Source organism: Paenibacillus sp. MAH-35 (genome assembly GCF_058135425.1).
Map to the genome: position 1 here is coordinate 212,597 of NZ_JBYUPU010000004.1, position 18,192 is coordinate 230,788.

The following is an 18,192-nucleotide window of genomic DNA, read 5'->3' on the forward strand; positions in this document are numbered from 1 at the left end:
CAGTTCCTTTCCGGTTAGGTTTCGAGAATGATGGCGTACACGCTGCCCGGGCCGTGAATGCCGATCGTAAGATCGTTCTCGATGTCGGCGCTCCGGCTCGGGCCGGTTATCAGGTTGACGGACGACGGCATGGCGGCCGCTTCCGGGTAATCGCGGCGGATCGCTTCGAACGCCTCGCCCATCCGCGTGACGATCCGGTCCGCGGGGACGACGGCGAGCAGCGTGTCCGTCAGCAGGCTGACGGAACGGCCGCGGCCGCCGCGCGCCAGCAGCACGAGCGTGCCGGTGTTCGCGATCGCGTAGTCGGCCCACACGATGCCGAGCCGGCACTGCTCGGTCGCACGCAGCAGCGGGCTGCGCGCGCTCCATGCGCCGCCGCCGGCTGCTGCGTGCTCCGGCGCCGCCGCGGCGTCAGCCGCGCCATCGGCGCGCCACGGCACGACGGCGATGCCGTCAGCGGCCAGCGCATCGTCCAGCGGTAGCGCGGCGAGATCGGGATGGTCCCAGCGGGACACCCGTTCGATGCCGCGCTCCGTGCAGACGCGCCGCGCGCATGCGGGCACGGCATCGGCCGCATCCGCCGTGCGCGCGGTCCAGACGGTGCCGGTGAGCGCCGACCAGTTCGCCGAGAACTGGTCGATCCGCTCCTGCACCGTAGTGCGCCTCGCCGCGTACGGCTCCGGCACGCCCGTGACGAGCCGCTCGGGCGGTGTTGTCATCGGCGCGGAGCGCCCGAGCTTGCGGGCGATATGGAGCATGAAATCTTCGCGGCCGGAGATCGTTCCGGCTGCTCCGGTTCGGGCTGCACCTGGGCCCGTATGCGAATGGATATCGGCTTGGCTCATGGTCGTCCCTCCTCTTTGCTGGTGCCGCTCGGCTGCGACGGATTCGACGGGACTTGCCCGTTCGATTCGGCTCCGCCCGATGCTTCCGGCCGGTTTGGCGTACGGCTCATCTCCTGCTGCAGTTGCGCCCATCGGTCGCGGAACGACTGCTTCGACTTCATGCGCAGGAAACGCGACTGCGTCCAGCCCGCCAACGGACCGGGCGCCCGGCGGATCGACCCTTCGCGAAGGAGCGGCTGCTGCATCCAATACGCGGCTTTGCCGGCCATTTTGTATAACGTGATGTTGCCAAAAGTCGTGGCGTACGTTTTGAAGGCGATTCGCTCTGCGACCGGGGTCATTTTCAGCTTCACTTTGCGGTGCCTCAGCTGGACCAGCATATCGTGGAGCGGAATTTTGACCGGGCACGCCTCGTAGCACGCTCCGCACAAGCTGGACGCGTACGACAGCTCGCCGGCTTCCTTGTAGTCCTGCTGCAGCAGCGGAGTCAGCACCGCTCCGATCGGTCCGCTGTATACGGAGCCGTACGTATGACCGCCGACGTGTTTGTAGACGGGACATACGTTCAGGCAGGCCGCGCAGCGGATGCAGTGCAGCACTTCCTGAAACTGCGGGTCGCCGAGTTGGGACGACCGCCCGTTGTCCAGCACGAGAACGTGCAGTTCCTCCGGTCCGTCCAGATCTCCTTCTCTCCTCGGGCCGGTGACGAACGAGGTGTAGGTGGTGAGTTTTTGCCCTGTGGCACTCCGGGCCAGCAGATTCAGCATCACTTCAACGTCGGCGAACGTTGGAACGAGCCGTTCCATCCCCATGACGACAACGTGGATTTTCGGGATCGTCGATACCATCCGCGCGTTGCCCTCGTTGGATACCAGCGTAACGGTACCGCTCTCGGCTATGCCGAAGTTGCAGCCGGTCAGTCCGATGTCGGCCTCCAGAAAAATATTCCGCAGCTTGTGGCGGGCATAATCGGCGAGCGGCCTCGTCTCCGCCGGGAACTTCTCCCCGGAATGATCGGAGAACAGGTCGGCGATTTGCTGCTTGTTTTTATGAATAGCCGGGATGATCAAGTGGGACGGCGTTTCTTTCGCGAGCTGCAGGATGTACTCGCCCAGATCGGTTTCGACCGCTTCGATGCCGATCTCCTCGAGCCGGTGGTTCAGATGAATTTCTTCGGACACCATCGACTTGCCTTTGGCGACCAGCTTCGCTTCCGCTTTCCGGGCGATATCGAGAAACGTCCGGACGGCATCTTCCCCGCTCCGGCAAAAATGCACATGGCCGCCGGTTTTGACGACATTGTCCGAGAATTGGGTCAAATAGTAATCCAGGTGCGACACGACATGCTCGCGGATCGCCCGGCCTCGTTCGCGCCACATCTCCCAGTCCCCGAAATCGTCCATCGCTTTCAGACGTCCTGTCTTCAGCTTATCTGTCGTAAACGCGACCGCCTTGCGCAGAAATTCGTCGCCCAGCGCGATTTCGGTCCGTTTTTTTAAACCGCTGCCGATTTTGGCCAATTCGTCCGTTTGTTCATTGTGTTGTGCCGTACCGCTCATCGGGCCGTCCCTCCTTGCTCCAGAAGCTGAGCCAGATGCATCACGCGTACCGGCTTGCCTTCCTTATTCAGCCGCCCGTCGATATTCATCAGACAGCCCATATCCGTGCCGACGAGTACTTCGGCGCCGGTCGCCAGGACGTTTTTCGCTTTCTCGCATACCATAGCTTCGGACATATCCGCCATCTTGACCGCGAACGTACCGCCGAATCCGCAGCAGTCTTCGCAGTGGGGCAGATCGACGAGCTCCATCCCGCGCACGTGCTCCATCAGTTGTCCCGGTTCGGAACGGATGCCCAGCAATCTCATCGCATGACAAGAAGGGTGATACGTCACTTTGCCGGAGAAGGACGCCCCCACATCGGTAACCCCGAGCACCTTCACGAGAAATTGCGAAAACTCGTACGTTTTGGCGATAATCGCCTCGGCCTTCACTTTCCATTCCGGCTCGTCGCGGAACAAGTCCGGGTAATAATGATGAATCATCCCGGTGCAGGAGCCGGATGGGGAGACGACGTAATCGCTGTGCTCGAAGGCGTTGATCCATTGCCGGGCGACGACGCGCGCTTCGTCCTGATAGCCGCTGTTGAACGCAGGCTGCCCGCAGCAAGTCTGAAGCTCGGGGAAATCCACCTCGCACCCGTACTTGTGGAGCAGTCTGACAACGCTTTCGCCAACTTCGGGGTACATCATGTCGGCCAGACACGTAATAAATAACGACACTTTCATAAGGCTGGTTGCCTCGCTTTCGGAATAGTCTCGTAACTGGTACCGTTCTGAAACGTTATGAACTTGTTGAAGCAGACAAACGGACGAGCTCCGATGTTTTTACTGTTCTTATTATCAGGTTATCAGACAAGTGGGATGTTGAAAAGGGGGGAAGGGCAAAAAAACAATAATTTTTAACCCATCACAAGGTTAAACGGCCGCCGATTAACCGAACGTCAGATGCTGGGAGTGGCACGTGGTGCGGAAAGACGTTTTTTTGCAGGATGGAGGAGGAGACCCGAACTGCAACATATGTCCGAATGGATCCAACATGGGTGAGGGGGGCAACTGTTAAGCTAAAAAAAACGGATTACTGCATGCTGCTGGGAGTTGAATGAGGATATCTGTAACACTTCCCTAGAATTAAGAGCTGTTACCAACTTTAATTTTCTGATACTGTGCATTCTAGGGACAAATAAGAGATGTTTGCGACTTTTAAAACTCGCTGTTTTGGCTGCAGACCCACCAAACCGAGTAATTAAGCGCTCCAAACATCTCTTATTGTGTCCAAAATAGAAGATTTCGCGGAAATAAGCGCTGCAAACATCACTTATCGTACACACGTGCACGAAGGATGTTCCCTCTGATAGCTGCTGGTTTTGATGATAGTGGAGTTTTCGTTGCTTTTATTCCCAGTTGAGTGTCTGACAATAGTTTAGGAGACACGCTGCCTACTGAACTTCAATCATTCTACATCAATCACCAGATTACTCGTTAAATCCAAAGGCTTTCCATCTATCGAGTTCCCGAACTTTACATGAATTGTGTATTGGCCTTTTTCTAAGTACCAAGGGTTTTTGAAGTTGGCTTCAAACAATGCCGGATCTTCAATACCGCTTCTGATGTAGTTTAATCCTTTTATAAGATCCCATGAAAAAGCGGAAGTGTACATCGTATTTTTTGTTATCGTTTCTTCAAACAAGTATAGATCGTTCCGGTCTGACCCCAAATTCCCTTGCGAGTCTTCAATGCCAAACGTAAGGAGCGGGGAACCGTGACCGATAACAGTATCTTCTTCTCCCGAATAAAGGAATGTCCCCCATACATCAAGTAGCTCGCCATATTTGTACCTTTTTTTGCCGGAATGGATATAAAGCGAATAGTCTCCTTGACTACTCATGGAGCTGATCTCTGATTTTTTATGTTCATACAATGGGGTGTTGATTTCGATTGTCCTATTCTTTTCGTCATAGCTGACGATTCCTCCGGCTTGTTCAAATAAATCTCTTACCGGCAAGTAGGCTTTTCCTCCATAGTTTAACATAGGACTTGTCATTGAAAATGTCAGCTGTTTGTTATTAACGGTGACATCAGCAGGAAATAAGGTAGTTTCAATAACGTTAGAAGTTTCGGCTGATTTTGGGATAAAAAGGATGGAAAGAGCTGCAAGAGAGATTACCAGGATCATTTTTCTCATAAGAGTCCTCATTTCCTAATTAATGTAAAATAATAGTAACACACTCAGGTACATTCTAGAATGGAATTCCGGTATCGGGAAAGCAGAATTGGGAGGAGGCTAAGCGATTATGATGATAGGGATCGCGATATACGGGGATCAAAGGATGCGATGCAATCTGATGCACGCTGATCTTAATAACATCGATTCGTGTAATAGCAACGTTCACAGTTAGATAACGCAACACGTTAAAAGTAAGCTTGGAATTAGATGGCTCTCGTTACTCAATCATTTCCATAATGGTCCGGTATGAGGCGCTGTCCGAATAGTGTCACATGTGATAACGTCCCGACACCCAAACGAAAGGACCTCAGCATCCACTGAAAAGCGGAGGTTGGGGTCCTTTTTCTCGAGGAAATTTAGTTTCAAGTGGGGGTCGAAAGATCGAAAAGCTACTTCAGGACAGTTTCTTTCGTGCTATAAATGTAGTGGTCCAATTGAGACTAAGAGGAAAGCTGTTATTAGGCATACAATGAGATGATTAGGCAATGAACCTCGCTCTTAATTCCGCTGCTCTGTTATACGGTTGGCCTTTTATCCAGCTCTGCTATCCGCCCGCTCAGCTCTTCCGCCGTATCGATTTCATCAGCTCGTCTTCGACGTGGTTCAGGTGGCGGCGCATCTCGGCCTGCGCCCGCTCGACGTCGCGCGCCGCTACTGCGTCGAATATCGCCTTATGCTCGTGCCACAGCTGACTTGCGATCGCTTTGTTCGCGTACAGCCTGACGCGCCGGGTCTCCCGGATCGTCAGCTCCACCTGTGCGGAGATCGTCTCCAACAGCTTGACCATAATGGAATTATGAGTCGCTTTCGCCAGCGTCAGGTGAAACCGCATGTCCTGCTTTTCCCCGACCGCTTCCGTTCCGAGCTCGCTGTCCATGTCGGACAAGACGTTTTGCAAGGCGGCCAGATCCTCGTCCGTCCGTTTCGCAGCGGCCAGGCCCGCGTTGGCAACCTCCAGCGAGATGCGCGCCTCGAGCAGCTCGGCGACCGCTTCCAGGCTCGTGAACAAAAACTCGAACCGGGGGACCTCCATCTCGATGTCCTCGATGCTGCGAACGTAGCAGCCTTCACCCTGGCGAATCTCGATCAGTCCCATCGCCTTCAGCATGCTTAGCGCTTCGCGCATCGTCGAACGGCCGACCTGGTACCGTTCCGTCAGCTCCCGGGTGGAAGGCAGCTTATGGCCGGGCGGCAGTTTCCCGCCGACGATTTGCTGCTTAATCTGCTCGGCGATTTGTTCGTATATTTTATTTGCGGCAATACGCGTCACTTCCATCCCTGAGCCTCCATCGGAAAAATATTATTCTATTGTAGCACAGGAGAATACGGTATGGGAAAAGTACGGCTTAGCGTCTTTCTTTCCATCACAGCACGCTCATGTCTTGGACAACGCCGATCCTGCGGATTCGACCGCCAAGTATTCCCTTCGGCCTGACCCGGTTCGTTTCTGCAACGACGACTGGTTTCCAAAGGTTAATCGCAGGTGCAGGTACGGTCCCGCCCCCCGGTAACATTCTCTTATAACCAACTTTCCGCTTGAAAGTGTATCGTATATATTTATAATTGTATAGTATAGTATACAAATTAGGAGGGGTGCTCTCCGATGGACTCCATTCACGTCCGGATCGGCCATAACTTGCTGCGCATCCGCAAGATGAGGGGATTAAGCCTGGACAAGACGGCGAACCTAACGAACGTAAGCAAGGGGACGCTGCACCAGATCGAGCGGGGAGAGCTGCAGCCCACCGTGACGACCGTATGGAAAATTGCGACAGGACTGAACGTCTCGTTTTCCGCCTTGCTTAAGGAAGAGGAGGCAGCCGTAAAGATCGCGACGAGGAAAGAAGTTCCGGACGTTACCGAGGATGACGGACGCTGCCGTGTGTATATGCTGTTTCCGTTCGACCCGCAAACCCGGATCGAAACGTTCACGATTACGATAAGTCCGGGCGGACGTTACACGTCGCCTCCTCATAACGACGGTGTTCAGGAGTATATTACGGTCGTCTCGGGCGTCTTCCGAATGGAAATCCAGGAGGAACCGTATACGCTGCGGGAAGGACAGGCGATCCGCTTTGCAGGGAACGTGCGGCACAGCTATATTAACGATTCCAAAGCGGACGTGGTGCTGCATGTCGTTATGCATTATTCCGATTTATAGAACAGATTGAAGGCCGAAGAAAGTGGAGGAACTGGCTATGACCATTATGCTGAAAGAGAGCGCGCAACGGGTGCAGAACCTGTTAACGGAGATGGGGTACGCCCGACAAGTCGTGGAGCTGCCGGATAGCGCGCGTACCGCCCAGGAAGCGGGGGATGCGATCGGCTGCGGCGTGGCGCAAATCGCCAAATCGATTATTTTCCGGCTCCGGAACTCGGACAAGCCCTTGCTTGTCGTCGCAAGCGGGGTGAACCGGGTGAATGAGAAGCTTCTATCCGGTTTGCTGAACGACAAGCTGCTGAAGGCGGATGCGGATTATGTGCGCGAACGTACCGGATTTGTGATTGGCGGGGTTGCCCCGATCGGACATCTGCAAGAAATCGTGACGTTGATCGATGAAGATTTATTCCGGTTCGACACGGTCTGGGCGGCGGCGGGACATCCGAAAGCGGTGTTCGAGCTGAAGCCGGATGAACTGGCCGCGATGACCGGCGGTCAAGTGACCCGGATCTGTTAAGACGGGCAGTCTGTCCAGCGGATAAGAAAAGCTTCTATACGAAGCCATTTCCAAGGGCGAATGACCCTTGTATACTTAAAGAGGCAGCTTATCCAGGTTCAGAATGTCTCGGCTCGCTTTAAGGCTATAGCGAACCCGAAACATAACAAACGCCCGATCATGGCCGTAAAGCCAAACCGGGCGTTCGTCATGTCGCTAGTATTCGAATCCTATAAGTCCGTTACAGTACGCGGCGAGCGCTTATGTAATGATTGGCCCAATACCCTGATTCCAGCGAAGAGATTCCGACGCCGTTAAACGAAGGGCTGTTGTGGATGAACTGTCCGTTACCCATATAGATGCCGACGTGGTTGATCGTTCCGGCCTTGCTTGTCCAGAAAAAGACCAGATCGCCCTTCTGCAGATTGCTCTTGGATACGGCGGCACCGTCATCTTTCTGGAACCGCGTCCCCCATTTCATCGATACGCCTTCCAGACCGAACACGTATTTCGTGAAAGACGAGCAGTCCAGCACCGTAGGGGCCCGGTTAGCACCGAACTCATACCGCACTTTGCCGATCAGCGATTTGGCATGGGCGATAATCCGGTCGGCTTTGGCCGATGAAGGTACGGTAGGCGGTTGGGTGGTCGGCGGCTTTGTCGATCCGCCATTGTATGAAACGTAGTCTGTCGATATGTATCCTTGTTGTCCGCCTACGGAAATATGTAACCAGTAATTATTGATTTTGCTTAGCACCTGAAAGGTCGTTCCGGTTTTCAGCAGCCTGTACACGGAGCTGTCTGTGGACGGCGCCGACCGGAAATTGGCCGATTTGGTAACAGTGCCGCTGCCGGTTGATGGTGCTGTAGAACCGCTTATGTAATCGGTCGATACGTATCCGACTTTTCCGTTATAGGAAACTTTCAGCCAGTACGAGTTTACCTTTTCCAAAATATCGACGGTAGAGCCTTTGCTAATCAATTGATAGACACTGCTGCCGGTGGATGGTGCCGATCGGAAGTTTACCGAACGTTCTACCGTGCCGGGTGAGGCGAAGGCGCTTGTGGAAATCGTAAGGGACAGTGCTGCGATAGAAACCATACTGATAATCTTCTTTTTCATGTCATCTCCTCCTGAAGCAATTGTAGCCTTGATAGGAATACTTTTCATTGTTGAAAATATAGCATGTAAGTAAATCTGTCCCATTCTTTCATCCGATCGGCGGTTAAGCGTCCCCCAGAAACCGGGATAATGCCGGGTCAATCCGGCCTCCGGTTAAAGCGATGATTTGATCGGCATACCTCAGCACATACGGCTTCGCACTAACCACGAGGCAGGTGATCCCGCGCGCTTGCCGGATCGCGTCGATCCGCGCCCACAGCAATTTCTCCGTCTCCGCATCCAGCGCGCTGGAACTATCGTCGAGCACCCACAGCTCCGCTTGGCGGTAAGCCATCCGGGCGATAGCGACACGCTGCCGCTGGCCTCCCGACAACGTCAAGCCGGACGCGCCGAGCAGCGTGTCCACCCCGTGCGTACAACGAGCCAAGTCGTCCTCCAGTACAGCCGTTCTTACCGCGTCGTTCAACCGCATATCCGAATCGGGATAGCCGAGCCGGATATTGTCCCTCACAGAACCGCTGAACAGCACGGGCACCTGGGGCACGTAAGCGGCTGCCTGCGGGACCATAAAGTTGGCTACATCATCGATCCGTTCCCCGTTCCAGCTCAGCTCTCCCGCCGTTTTCGGCAGAAGTCCGAGCATCGTCCGCAGCAGCGTCGTTTTGCCCGAACCCACCGGTCCCGTCACGACCGTAAACGATCCGCGGGGCAGACGGAACGTTATATCCCGGATTCCTTGATCCGTGCCGGGATAGCTGTAGCCGAGCCGGCGCACTTCAACCTGCTCAAGTCGGCGGATCGGAAGCGTCTGAGGCTGGAAAACCGGAGGTTCCCGGTCCAAATAAAGCGTGTCGTTCCGAGTTAACGTCTGTACGCCGCCGTCTCCGAGCAGGCGGCCGATCCGTCCGAGCGAAACTTCCGTTGTGCGCAGTCCGGACATAACCGTCCCATAAAGTCGGATCATTTGGGCGACATAACCCAGAAAGTAGACATACAGCGTAAATCCGCCGACCGTGAAGCCCGCTTGCTCCATCGTATACCCGATCAGCAGTAGGAATAGGGCCATGCCTACGTTCACGATGTTATCCAGCACCGATTCCAACACGACCGTAAATACCGCGTTCCGCTTGCCTGCCGCCGCGCGCTCTTCTCCCAGCTTGCCGAGTCTGTCCAATAAAGCGCCGTCGGCGTTGTTGATGCGGATCGCCTGATGGTGGCGGAAGATGTCCGTCAACTGTCCGAGATACAGGTCCGTGGCGCTCTGCTGCCGTTCGAAATAAACGGCAATTCGCGGCTTCAGCAGCCGGACCGCAAGCAGGGCGAGCAGAAGGGGAGCGAACAAGGCCAGCGCAGCCGTCCAGTCGATCAGGCTCAAAGTGACGAAACCGATTAGAGCGAAGAGCGAATAACCGAGCAGATACGGAAATTGCCACATCAGCGATTCGGGCATCGCCACGTCGGTCCGCAGCATGTTCATCAGCGTTCCGTGGCTAACGGGCAACGACGCCGCGCCCGGCTGCTCCAGCACGTGCCGGTACAGGTTTCGCCGGAAGACGGCGCGAATAATTTCCGTCCAGCCGTAGCTCAGCGCCAGATCGACCGAATAGGTGAATGCCTGAACGAGCGGGACGACAATCAGCAGCGCCACGATTCCGTACAATTGCGCCTCCGTTAGACCCGAAGCGCTTGCCGCCTGATCGAAAAAACGTTTGATCAGCAGCCCGGACAGCACCCCCAGACCGGCGAAGCCGGCTATGCGGAGAACGGTAACCGCGGAATAATGAAGCGGATAGTACCAAAAAATGTTTTTCAAAACCGTCCATACGTTACGCATCGCCGGCACCTGCTTCCCTTCGCCATTTGGCATATTCCGAAGACGGATTACGTGCGAGCAACGCGGTTTCCCCGAATTCGACCGCTTGGCCGTCCCGCAGCAGCAGCACATAGTCCGTGTTCTCGACGGCTTGCACCCGGTGGGCGATAATGATGGATGTGCGGACCGGGTCAGCGCGTTAATCGCGTTGCCGATCGCTCGCTCTGTGACGGAGTCGAGAAGGGACGTCGCTTCGTCCAGAATAACAAGCCCCGGGCTTCTCAGAAACGCTCTGGCCATAGCAAGGAGCTGCGCTTCGCCTGCGGAAAGATTGCTTCCGTCCCGTTCGATCCGCCGATCGAGACCTCCGGGAACCGTCTTCAGCCAATCGCTCAGCCGCAGCAGCGCGATCGCCTCCATAATCCGCTGATCGGATATGCCGGAATCAAACAGGGTGATATTGTCACGCAGCGTTCCTTCGAACAGCTCGACGTGTTGGGGAACGTAGGCGATCGCCGCTCGCAAGCTATCTTTGTCCAGCGTCCGTACATCCGTTCCGCCGAGCGCGACCGATCCGTGCTGCGCGTCGCACATCCGGAACAAAAGTCTCGCGATCGTCGTTTTGCCGCTTCCGCTTTTCCCGACGATCCCGAGCGACCGCCCTGCGGGAATATGGAAGCTGACTCCCCGCAAAACCGGATCGGTCCCGTCATATCCGAACGAAACGTTATCGAAGCTCACCGGGATGCCGTCATCGCCGTTCCAATGGAAAGAACGACCGCTCTCCTTCGAATCGGCCCTGTGCGCATCAGCCAGAAGCTCCCTGACGCGATCCGCCGAAGCGCCGGCCTGCTGCAAGTCCGACATTTCCCCGACGATATTGCGCAGAGGGACGAGCAGCAGCATCATGTAGTAATACACTTGAAACATCGTGCCCAGACTCAGTCCGCTACCGCGAACCAAGAGCAGCCCCATCGCCAGGAGCATGGCGGCCATGACGGAAGCCAGCGTAATGTCGCCAGTATTAAGAACGACGGCCAACGTTTTTCCCGTTTGTTTGCGTACCGGATACAGCCGCCTTAACCCCCGGTAGTAGGCGGAGAAGGCGTGGGAGGAGCCGTTTAGCGCGCGGATGTCTTCCCGCCCCGAGAGAGTTTCGTCCAAGAGCCCGAGCAGGCTGGCGGATTGGGCCATATAGCTTTTTACAGTGGCGGTTCCGTAACTTCCCAACCGGTGCAAGACGAGCAGCGCCGCCGTAGAGCAGAGTAACCCAACCCAGCCGAGAAGCGGATGGAGGAAAAAAATCGCGGCGACAATGCCGGCGATCAGGAGATGATTGCCGATCACCTTCAAGAGAAAGGCGGACAAAAAGTTGCCGAGTCTACCGACGTCGCCGTCGATCCGTTCGACCAGCTCACCGGGTGTGTGTGTATGGTAAAAGGTCAGCTCGCGCTTCAAGCATGCCCGGGTCAGATCCAGCCGCAGCCGGTTCGTCACTTTCCAGTGGAGATCGGAGGTGAGCGATTGAACGACGATTACAAGCAACTGCCGACTCATCGTCAGCGTCAGGAACAGCAAGGCGGTGACGAAAAGCAAGGACGAATCGGCGCCGGCGGCTGCCCGGTCGATAAAAAGTCCGATGTACCGGGGGCTGTACATGTGGATCACGATGCCTGTGCAGATTAAGGCGAAGAGTAGAAGAATACGTGTTCGGTAAGGGGACAACCGTTCCAGCAAAAACCGGACACGGCTTCGGTATGGCGGTGCCGTCATGGGGACCTCCTTGGGTGAATAAACTGTCACACCCAAAAAAGTAAAGGAAAAATAGGGAAAAGTATAGACTTATAAATATCTTTTCGTTATACTATTATTATGGATGTCGAGGATACCCTACTTGTTTTAAAATATGTCTAAAATGTGATAACCCACAATGGATGTGGGTTTTTTCTATGTTTGCGAGCGGATAGGGCCGGCCTGCCGAGCGTCAGCCGGTTTGGGCCTATGAGTTCTATACTAACTCGACACAGTAACTACACAACTCGATACAGTTAGATGAAACTCAATTCAGCCCTATAAATCGCTACAGTTCTACATCACTCGATTCAGCTCTAACAGCTCGCATCCACCGTTCTCGGACGGCTTCATAGATTCAGTCTCATACCGATCACGGAAAGAGGACCGCCGCCATGCTTTCGTTTCTGCTTACCGTCAAAAGACTACTGAGCGGAGTGATCCGCGCATTTAAACAGGACAATTTCCGGGTTATTTTTGTACTGATCCTGCTCATGCTGCTGTCAGGGACGATCTTTTATACCGCCGAAGAAAACCTATCCGTTTTGGACGCTTTGTATTTTTGCGTAGCTACGCTCAGTACGGTCGGCCATCCAACCTTCGTACCCCAGACGGATTTAGGTAAAATCTTTACGATGGTGTATATCGTGGTAGGGACCGGCCTGTTTCTGGCGCTTATCGCCCATCTCGCTTACGCGATTATGTTTCACAAGGAAGAGAAGCGCGACGCAACCAAAGTGCTCCTTCGTAAAGCCAGACGAAAACGGTCCGACTCGGATGATTAAGCAGCCGACCTCCGCTGGGATGGCTGAATGAAGAAGCGCGAACGGCAGCGAACCGAACCGTATCGATGCGTATACGAAACTGAAAGAACCGCCCGGCATCCTGCACATCGTCCGGACGGTTTTTTCTTAAAGAGATCGAGCCGCAGCAATAGGTTCCGCTTCCCGAAAATAGGGAGGTGCCAAAGACTTTTATATTACCTCACCTTCCACTGCACCTTACACTACAAATTACACTACAAATTACACTACAAATTACACTGCAAATTACTACAAACTACACTCCACCCTGCAACGTTATAGCCGCAGACTGACCACGAGAACCACGGACAAGATCGCCAGCATCAATACGGTAAATACCGTTACCGCCGGCAAAGCTGCGCCTGCACGCGGTGCGGCTGCCGCACCGTTCTCCGGCACGGTCAGCCGTTTGACCGCCGTGCGGCCGAACAGGGCGGTCAGCACGATCGCCGCCAGGATGATCGTTCCTCCCCCGCGTTCCATATAAGTGAGCCACAACGGTTTTGCCGTATCGCCAAAGTCCATCTCGATAATCATCAATATGCCGCTGACGAGCACCACGATGGAGCTTGGATGGGCCAGCCAGCCGAACAGCCGCACCGCTTTGCCAACAAGCGCTCTGGCTTCATGGGCTACGTCGCGCCTCCGCGCCATTGCGAGCAGGACGACGATGGCGAATAACGCGCCGAACCAGAGGATCAAACTGGTCAAATGTAAAAACAACATTGTTCCGAACATACGGATCATTCCTCTCCTTCATTTTATATTGTTACAAAAAGATTTGCTAACATGATTAAGCTTCAAAACGTTACTTCCACAAAGCGAACAGAGAGATGCTGTTCGCAAGAAAAGATACCTTACCAGAGCCGCCATTCATTATGGAAAAGACTTCGTTTAGTCGTTTAGAAGCTTCTCTTTTAACCGGCAGGCGTTCTGGAATCTCCGATCGCGGACGACGGTCCGGTCTTCCGGCTGCCGCTCTTGCCTCCGACCAGCGTCAGGATGGAAGGCAGCAAAACGCCGCGCACGAGAAACGTATCGAGCAAGATCCCGATCGCCATCGTGAATCCGAACAAAAACAGTTCCTGCATCGGCTGCGTCGTCAGCACGGCGAACGTAGCGGCCAGGATGATGCCGGCTGACGAGATGACGCTTCCCGTAAGCGATACGCCTCTTTGTACCGCAACGTTCCATGGATGTTTGGTCGCTTCTTCGCGAATCCGGGAAACGAGCATAATGTTGTAATCGACGCCCAATGCCACCAGGAAAACGAACGTATACACCGGAATCCGGTAACTGATCGCTTCGTAGCCGAGCAGCGTATGGAAGACGAACCAGCCGAGTCCCAGCGTCGCGAGATACGAGATCAGAATCGTAGCCATCATGATGACCGGGGCTAGCAGTGAGCGGGTCTGGAACATCAGCATCATCGTGATCAGCACGGCGATCAGCGCAAATGTAACGACAGTGTCCCGCCGGTTTATGATACTCACATCCAATTGCTCTGCGGTCTGGCCGGCAAAGTGCAGCTCGTGGCTGGAATCATCCAACCCGCTGCTGCGCAGCAGGTCGGCCGACGATTGCCGCAAAGCCGATACCGTGTCCAACGCCGCAGGATCGTAAGGATTATCCGCAAGTGTCATTTGCAGCTTGATCGCGTGGCGATCATCTGCAACAAAGTTTCGCGGCAGCGGGGAATCCCGTGTTCCCATTCCGGGAACAATAGCCGGAGTAACCGAGTCGATGTGCCCGACGTTTTGAATCGCGGCTCCGAGCTTTTGGATATGTTGAAGGAACGGCTCATCAACCGCCATCTCCTTCTCCGATGTGAGCAGTACGGTTACGGGAGCGAGCTTGCCTTTCGGGAAGTTTTGCTCCAGCAGCTCGAAGCCTTGGCGGGAAGACAGCTCCTCCGGGAACGACTTCAATAAATTAAACGAATACTTTACAGTTGTGACATTTAAGGATAACACCGTAAGCACGATCAGCAGCGCCGATGCGATGAGCGCCGGACGTTTGACGACCAGCGAACCGGTTTTGGCCCACAATCCGTCCTTGCGCTTAACGGGCCGCTCCGGCTCGAGCACCGGCACGAAAGGCCAGAACGCTTTGCGGCCGACCAAGGCGAATACGGCGGGAATCAGCGTCAACCCTGCCAGCAGGATAACGACCATGGCGATCGAGAATACCGGGGCGAAATTGTGATACGGCTTAAAGATTGCGGCAAACAGTGTTAACATCGCGATCAAAACGGTGCCGCCGCTGAACAAGATCGGTTCCCCCACATGCGACATCGTCACCCGCATCGCGTCGTACTGGCTGCCGAGCTTGCGCAGTTCTTCGCGATACCGCGAGAAGACGAACAGGCAGTAGTCGGTCAAGACGGCGAACAGCAGAATCAGCATGATCGAGAGCGCCTGGCTGTCGATGACGAACCAGTCCATCTTGCCGGCGAAGCCGATCGTCCGGTCTACGACCTGATAGACGAGGCCTGCAATGACGAGCGGAATTAGAGCGAGCAGCGGTGAACGGTAAATGACGATCAGCAGAACGAGAATCAGCCCGATCGTCGCGAACAGCAGCACGAGATCCGCATTTTTGAACAGGGCGAGCGTATCGGAGGCGATACCGGCAGGGCCGGTAATTTCCACTTGCAGCCCGGGGGAGCCGTTCGTATCCAGCCATTCCCGGATTTGTAGAATCGTCTCGTACGTTCCGGCGGAATCGAGTCCTTTTCGCAGACTGAGATGATATAGCAGCGTCGTCCCATTGTCGGACATCAGACTGTCCTGCACCGTCCGGGACAACTCGTGGAACGGCAGGGCGCCTCCCGCATGCTCCGGCTTCTGCGGCGAGGAGAGCCACCGGCTCATCTCCGAGATGACCGCCCGTTCCGCTTCGCCGATGCCTGCCTCGCGATGGAACACAATAAGCGCCGGCAAGCCGTCGTCGGACGGGAAATGCTTGTCCAGCAATTGCGAGGCGATTGCCGACGGCGTATCGTCGCGTATGCTTCCTTCGCCTGCGCTGACGGCTTCTTTTTTGGCGGCGGGCGCGATTCCGCTTAACAGCACGATGACGATCAGCCAGACGGCCAGGACGATTTTGGCGCCTTTGCGGCTGCCGGCCCAGCTTGTTAGGGATTGGAGTGCGTGCAGCATCGTGAAACATCCACCTCCTGATCATATTTGTTCTCTCAACCGGAATTGTAAAGACCGAATATGAACAGGAGATGAATGGAGTATTACAGATGGGGAATCTTAGAGGATTATAGATGAGGCAGCCGGACGACGAAGGTGGTGCCTTCGCCCGGCCGGCTATGCGCTTCGATCGTGCCGCCGTGAAGCTGCACGATTTTCAAGGCGATGGACAACCCGAGTCCGCTGCCGGAGCGGGTCCGGTTCCGCGCTTTGTCGGCTTTGTAGAACCGTTCGAAGATGTGACCCAGCTCCGCTTCCGGGATGCCGATGCCCTGGTCGCTGACCGTAACGGCAATCTCCGTGCCCACGGTTACCTTGATCCGGATTGTCTGGCCGGGATCGGAAAATTTGATGCCGTTCGTAAGCAGATTGAGCCAAACCTGATTAAGCAGCTGCCGGTCAGCCGTAATCATCATTTCCGGGGCGTCCAGTTCGACGAGCACTTCTTTCTCGTGACGCTGCCATTCCGTCTGCAGGACGACTTGCCGGAGCTGCTCGTCGAGCCGGTAGGCCGATTTTTTTATGATATCCGCTTCCTTGTCGAGCGAAGCGAGCGTGAGCAGCTGTTTGCCGAGCGATGACAGCCGCCTGCTTTCCTCCTCGATAATTTCCAGGTAACGGTCGCGCTCCTCGGAGGTGAGAGGTTCGTTGCGCACCGCTTGGGCGAAACCTTGAATCGAGGTGAGTGGCGACTGGATCTCGTGCGAGACGCTGGATACGAACTCCTGCCGCATATCGTCCAGCTTTTGCAGCGTCTTGGCCATGCTGGAGAAGTGTCGGGCGAGATTGCCGATTTCGTCCCGTCTCAACACGTCTAGCTCCATATCGTACTGACCTTGCACAATAGCGGTCGTAGCTTCGGTCAGTTTCTCGACCGGTTTGACGATATACCGGGTGAAGACGAAGATGAACAGCAGGCTGAGCAGAAATGTGCCGGCCAGCAGCAGTCCGGCGAGCGTCCGGACCTCTCCGAATTGCAGCTCCATATTGGGGCGCACGAATAAAGCATACGTTTGACCATACGCCTGAAACGGGATTCCTACGCTGTGCCGGATCGTATTCTCGAACAAACCTGTCACGAACTTGCTCGTCGGGATATATGTTTCCCCGGATTGAACGCGTTGGATGACGGAAGGGTCGATATCGCTGCGCTTGAAGGGAGGGCCGTAAAGCGTCCCCTTCATCCCTTCGTCTACGGCGTACAGTTGGAACCCCATGCTGGCGATCCTGGAAAAATAGGCGTGCAGGTCGATCGGGCCCGATTGGCCGTACAGCGAACGGATCTCTTTGGCGATGTTGGCGATTTTTTGCTCGTTATAGGACTTCAGGCTTTGCTGATAATACAGATTGACGCCGAACAACGCCACGACACCGCTGAACAGAGCAATCAGGACAAAGGTGACTACAATTCGCGAGTATAACGATTTCATTCGTCCTGTACCTCGAGTTTATAACCGAGCCCGCGCACTGTCGTAATCGTAAAATCGTCCGTCCGGCCGTGAAACCGCTCCCTCAGCCGTTTGATATGAACGTCGATCGTCCGGCTGTCCCCGTCGAAATCCGCCCCCCAGATCGCATCCAGCAGCTGCTCGCGGGTGAAGGTCATATTCGGAAAGGCGGCGAGCTGGGCAAGCAGTTCGAACTCCTTGAGAGGCAAAGCGATGGCTTCCCCTCCGACACGCACCTCGTAGCTGGTCCGGTCGATCACCGTATCGTGCATGCGAATCCGCTTCGAAGATACGGTCTGGTAACGCCTCAGCAGCGCTTTTATGCGAAACAACAGCTCTTTCGGCTCGAAAGGTTTGACGAGATAGTCGTCGGTTCCGGCCCGAAAGGCAATTTCCTTGTCGTTAATTTCTCCTTTGGCCGTCAGCATGATGATCGGAATGTTGGCGTATTCGCGGATATGGCGGCACAGCTCCCAGCCGTCCATCACCGGCATCATCACGTCGACGACAGCCAGCTGAACGTGCTCGGATTCCAGAATGCGAAGCGCTTCGGCTCCGTCCGCCGCCTCCAATACCGTATAAAGCTCCTTGCGCAAATAAAAACGCAGCAGCTCGCGAATGTGCGGATCGTCGTCCGCGATCAATATCGTCGTCTTCACTAGAAGTCCATTCCTTCCGGTTATTTTACGCTACTCCCATTATAACCCTAACCCGGAAGCTGCCGCAA

The 18,192-nt window shown here is 55.2% G+C and carries 14 protein-coding genes; 3 read left to right on the forward strand and 11 right to left on the reverse strand.

The genetic code is table 11. The features are described 5' to 3' along the window. Window positions 1–14: 14 nt before the first annotated feature. From AC3Y2E_RS05780 to AC3Y2E_RS05800, 5 genes are all read right to left on the reverse strand, one after another. On the reverse strand, window positions 15–845 hold the full coding sequence (locus AC3Y2E_RS05780; RefSeq protein ID WP_379208083.1) for a LutC/YkgG family protein: 831 nt from the start codon (window positions 843–845) through the stop codon (window positions 15–17). Further along, the gene (locus tag AC3Y2E_RS05785) at window positions 842–2,404 is read right to left on the reverse strand and encodes a LutB/LldF family L-lactate oxidation iron-sulfur protein (RefSeq protein WP_379208086.1); all 1,563 of its coding nucleotides are present in this window, start codon (window positions 2,402–2,404) and stop codon (window positions 842–844) included. The genes AC3Y2E_RS05780 and AC3Y2E_RS05785 overlap by 4 nt, the downstream gene beginning before the upstream one ends. Beyond that, window positions 2,401–3,132 (reverse strand): (Fe-S)-binding protein, encoded by a 732-nt coding sequence (locus AC3Y2E_RS05790; protein ID WP_379208088.1) that lies wholly within the window; start codon window positions 3,130–3,132, stop codon window positions 2,401–2,403. The genes AC3Y2E_RS05785 and AC3Y2E_RS05790 overlap by 4 nt, the downstream gene beginning before the upstream one ends. A gap of 724 nt (window positions 3,133–3,856) precedes the next feature. Next, complete coding sequence (locus tag AC3Y2E_RS05795; protein ID WP_379208090.1) at window positions 3,857–4,588, reverse strand: stalk domain-containing protein; 732 nt, start codon at window positions 4,586–4,588, stop codon at window positions 3,857–3,859. A gap of 598 nt (window positions 4,589–5,186) precedes the next feature. After that, window positions 5,187–5,906 (reverse strand): FadR/GntR family transcriptional regulator, encoded by a 720-nt coding sequence (locus tag AC3Y2E_RS05800; protein ID WP_379208093.1) that lies wholly within the window; start codon window positions 5,904–5,906, stop codon window positions 5,187–5,189. A gap of 327 nt (window positions 5,907–6,233) precedes the next feature. On the opposite strand from AC3Y2E_RS05800, the gene AC3Y2E_RS05805 reads away from it, so the two are divergent. Together AC3Y2E_RS05805 and AC3Y2E_RS05810 are read left to right on the forward strand one after the other, a co-directional pair. Beyond that, on the forward strand, window positions 6,234–6,791 hold the full coding sequence (locus AC3Y2E_RS05805; RefSeq protein WP_379208095.1) for a helix-turn-helix domain-containing protein: 558 nt from the start codon (window positions 6,234–6,236) through the stop codon (window positions 6,789–6,791). Between the two features lie 37 nt (window positions 6,792–6,828). After that, window positions 6,829–7,308 carry a YbaK/EbsC family protein gene (locus AC3Y2E_RS05810; RefSeq protein WP_379208098.1) on the forward strand — a complete coding sequence of 160 codons (480 nt, stop codon included), beginning with the start codon at window positions 6,829–6,831 and terminating at the stop codon, window positions 7,306–7,308. Window positions 7,309–7,528: 220 nt separating this feature from the next. Here the strand turns inward: AC3Y2E_RS05810 and AC3Y2E_RS05815 are convergent, their stop codons facing one another. Together AC3Y2E_RS05815 and AC3Y2E_RS05820 are read right to left on the reverse strand one after the other, a co-directional pair. Further along, entirely contained in the window at window positions 7,529–8,410 is an 882-nt protein-coding gene (locus AC3Y2E_RS05815) for a C40 family peptidase (protein ID WP_379208100.1), read from the reverse strand. 103 nt (window positions 8,411–8,513) lie between these two features. Then, window positions 8,514–11,996 (reverse strand): ATP-binding cassette domain-containing protein, encoded by a 3,483-nt coding sequence (locus AC3Y2E_RS05820; protein ID WP_379208102.1) that lies wholly within the window; start codon window positions 11,994–11,996, stop codon window positions 8,514–8,516. Between the two features lie 413 nt (window positions 11,997–12,409). Between AC3Y2E_RS05820 and AC3Y2E_RS05825 the strand changes: the two genes are divergently transcribed. Continuing rightward, window positions 12,410–12,799, forward strand: coding sequence for a potassium channel family protein (locus tag AC3Y2E_RS05825; RefSeq protein WP_379208105.1), 390 nt, complete (start codon window positions 12,410–12,412; stop codon window positions 12,797–12,799). 294 nt (window positions 12,800–13,093) lie between these two features. On the opposite strand, the gene AC3Y2E_RS05830 is transcribed toward AC3Y2E_RS05825, so the two are convergent. The 4 genes from AC3Y2E_RS05830 to AC3Y2E_RS05845 form a co-directional block, all read right to left on the reverse strand. After that, window positions 13,094–13,555: a hypothetical protein gene (locus AC3Y2E_RS05830; protein ID WP_379208107.1), complete on the reverse strand. Its 462-nt coding sequence runs from the start codon at window positions 13,553–13,555 to the stop codon at window positions 13,094–13,096. A gap of 179 nt (window positions 13,556–13,734) precedes the next feature. After that, window positions 13,735–15,978, reverse strand: a complete 2,244-nt coding sequence (locus AC3Y2E_RS05835; protein ID WP_379208109.1) for an MMPL family transporter — start codon at window positions 15,976–15,978, stop codon at window positions 13,735–13,737. A gap of 107 nt (window positions 15,979–16,085) precedes the next feature. After that, window positions 16,086–17,447, reverse strand: a complete 1,362-nt coding sequence (locus AC3Y2E_RS05840) for a sensor histidine kinase (RefSeq protein WP_379208112.1) — start codon at window positions 17,445–17,447, stop codon at window positions 16,086–16,088. Beyond that, on the reverse strand, window positions 17,444–18,124 hold the full coding sequence (locus tag AC3Y2E_RS05845) for a response regulator transcription factor (protein ID WP_379208114.1): 681 nt from the start codon (window positions 18,122–18,124) through the stop codon (window positions 17,444–17,446). Before AC3Y2E_RS05845 ends, AC3Y2E_RS05840 begins: the two co-directional genes overlap by 4 nt. Window positions 18,125–18,192 lie beyond the last annotated feature (68 nt).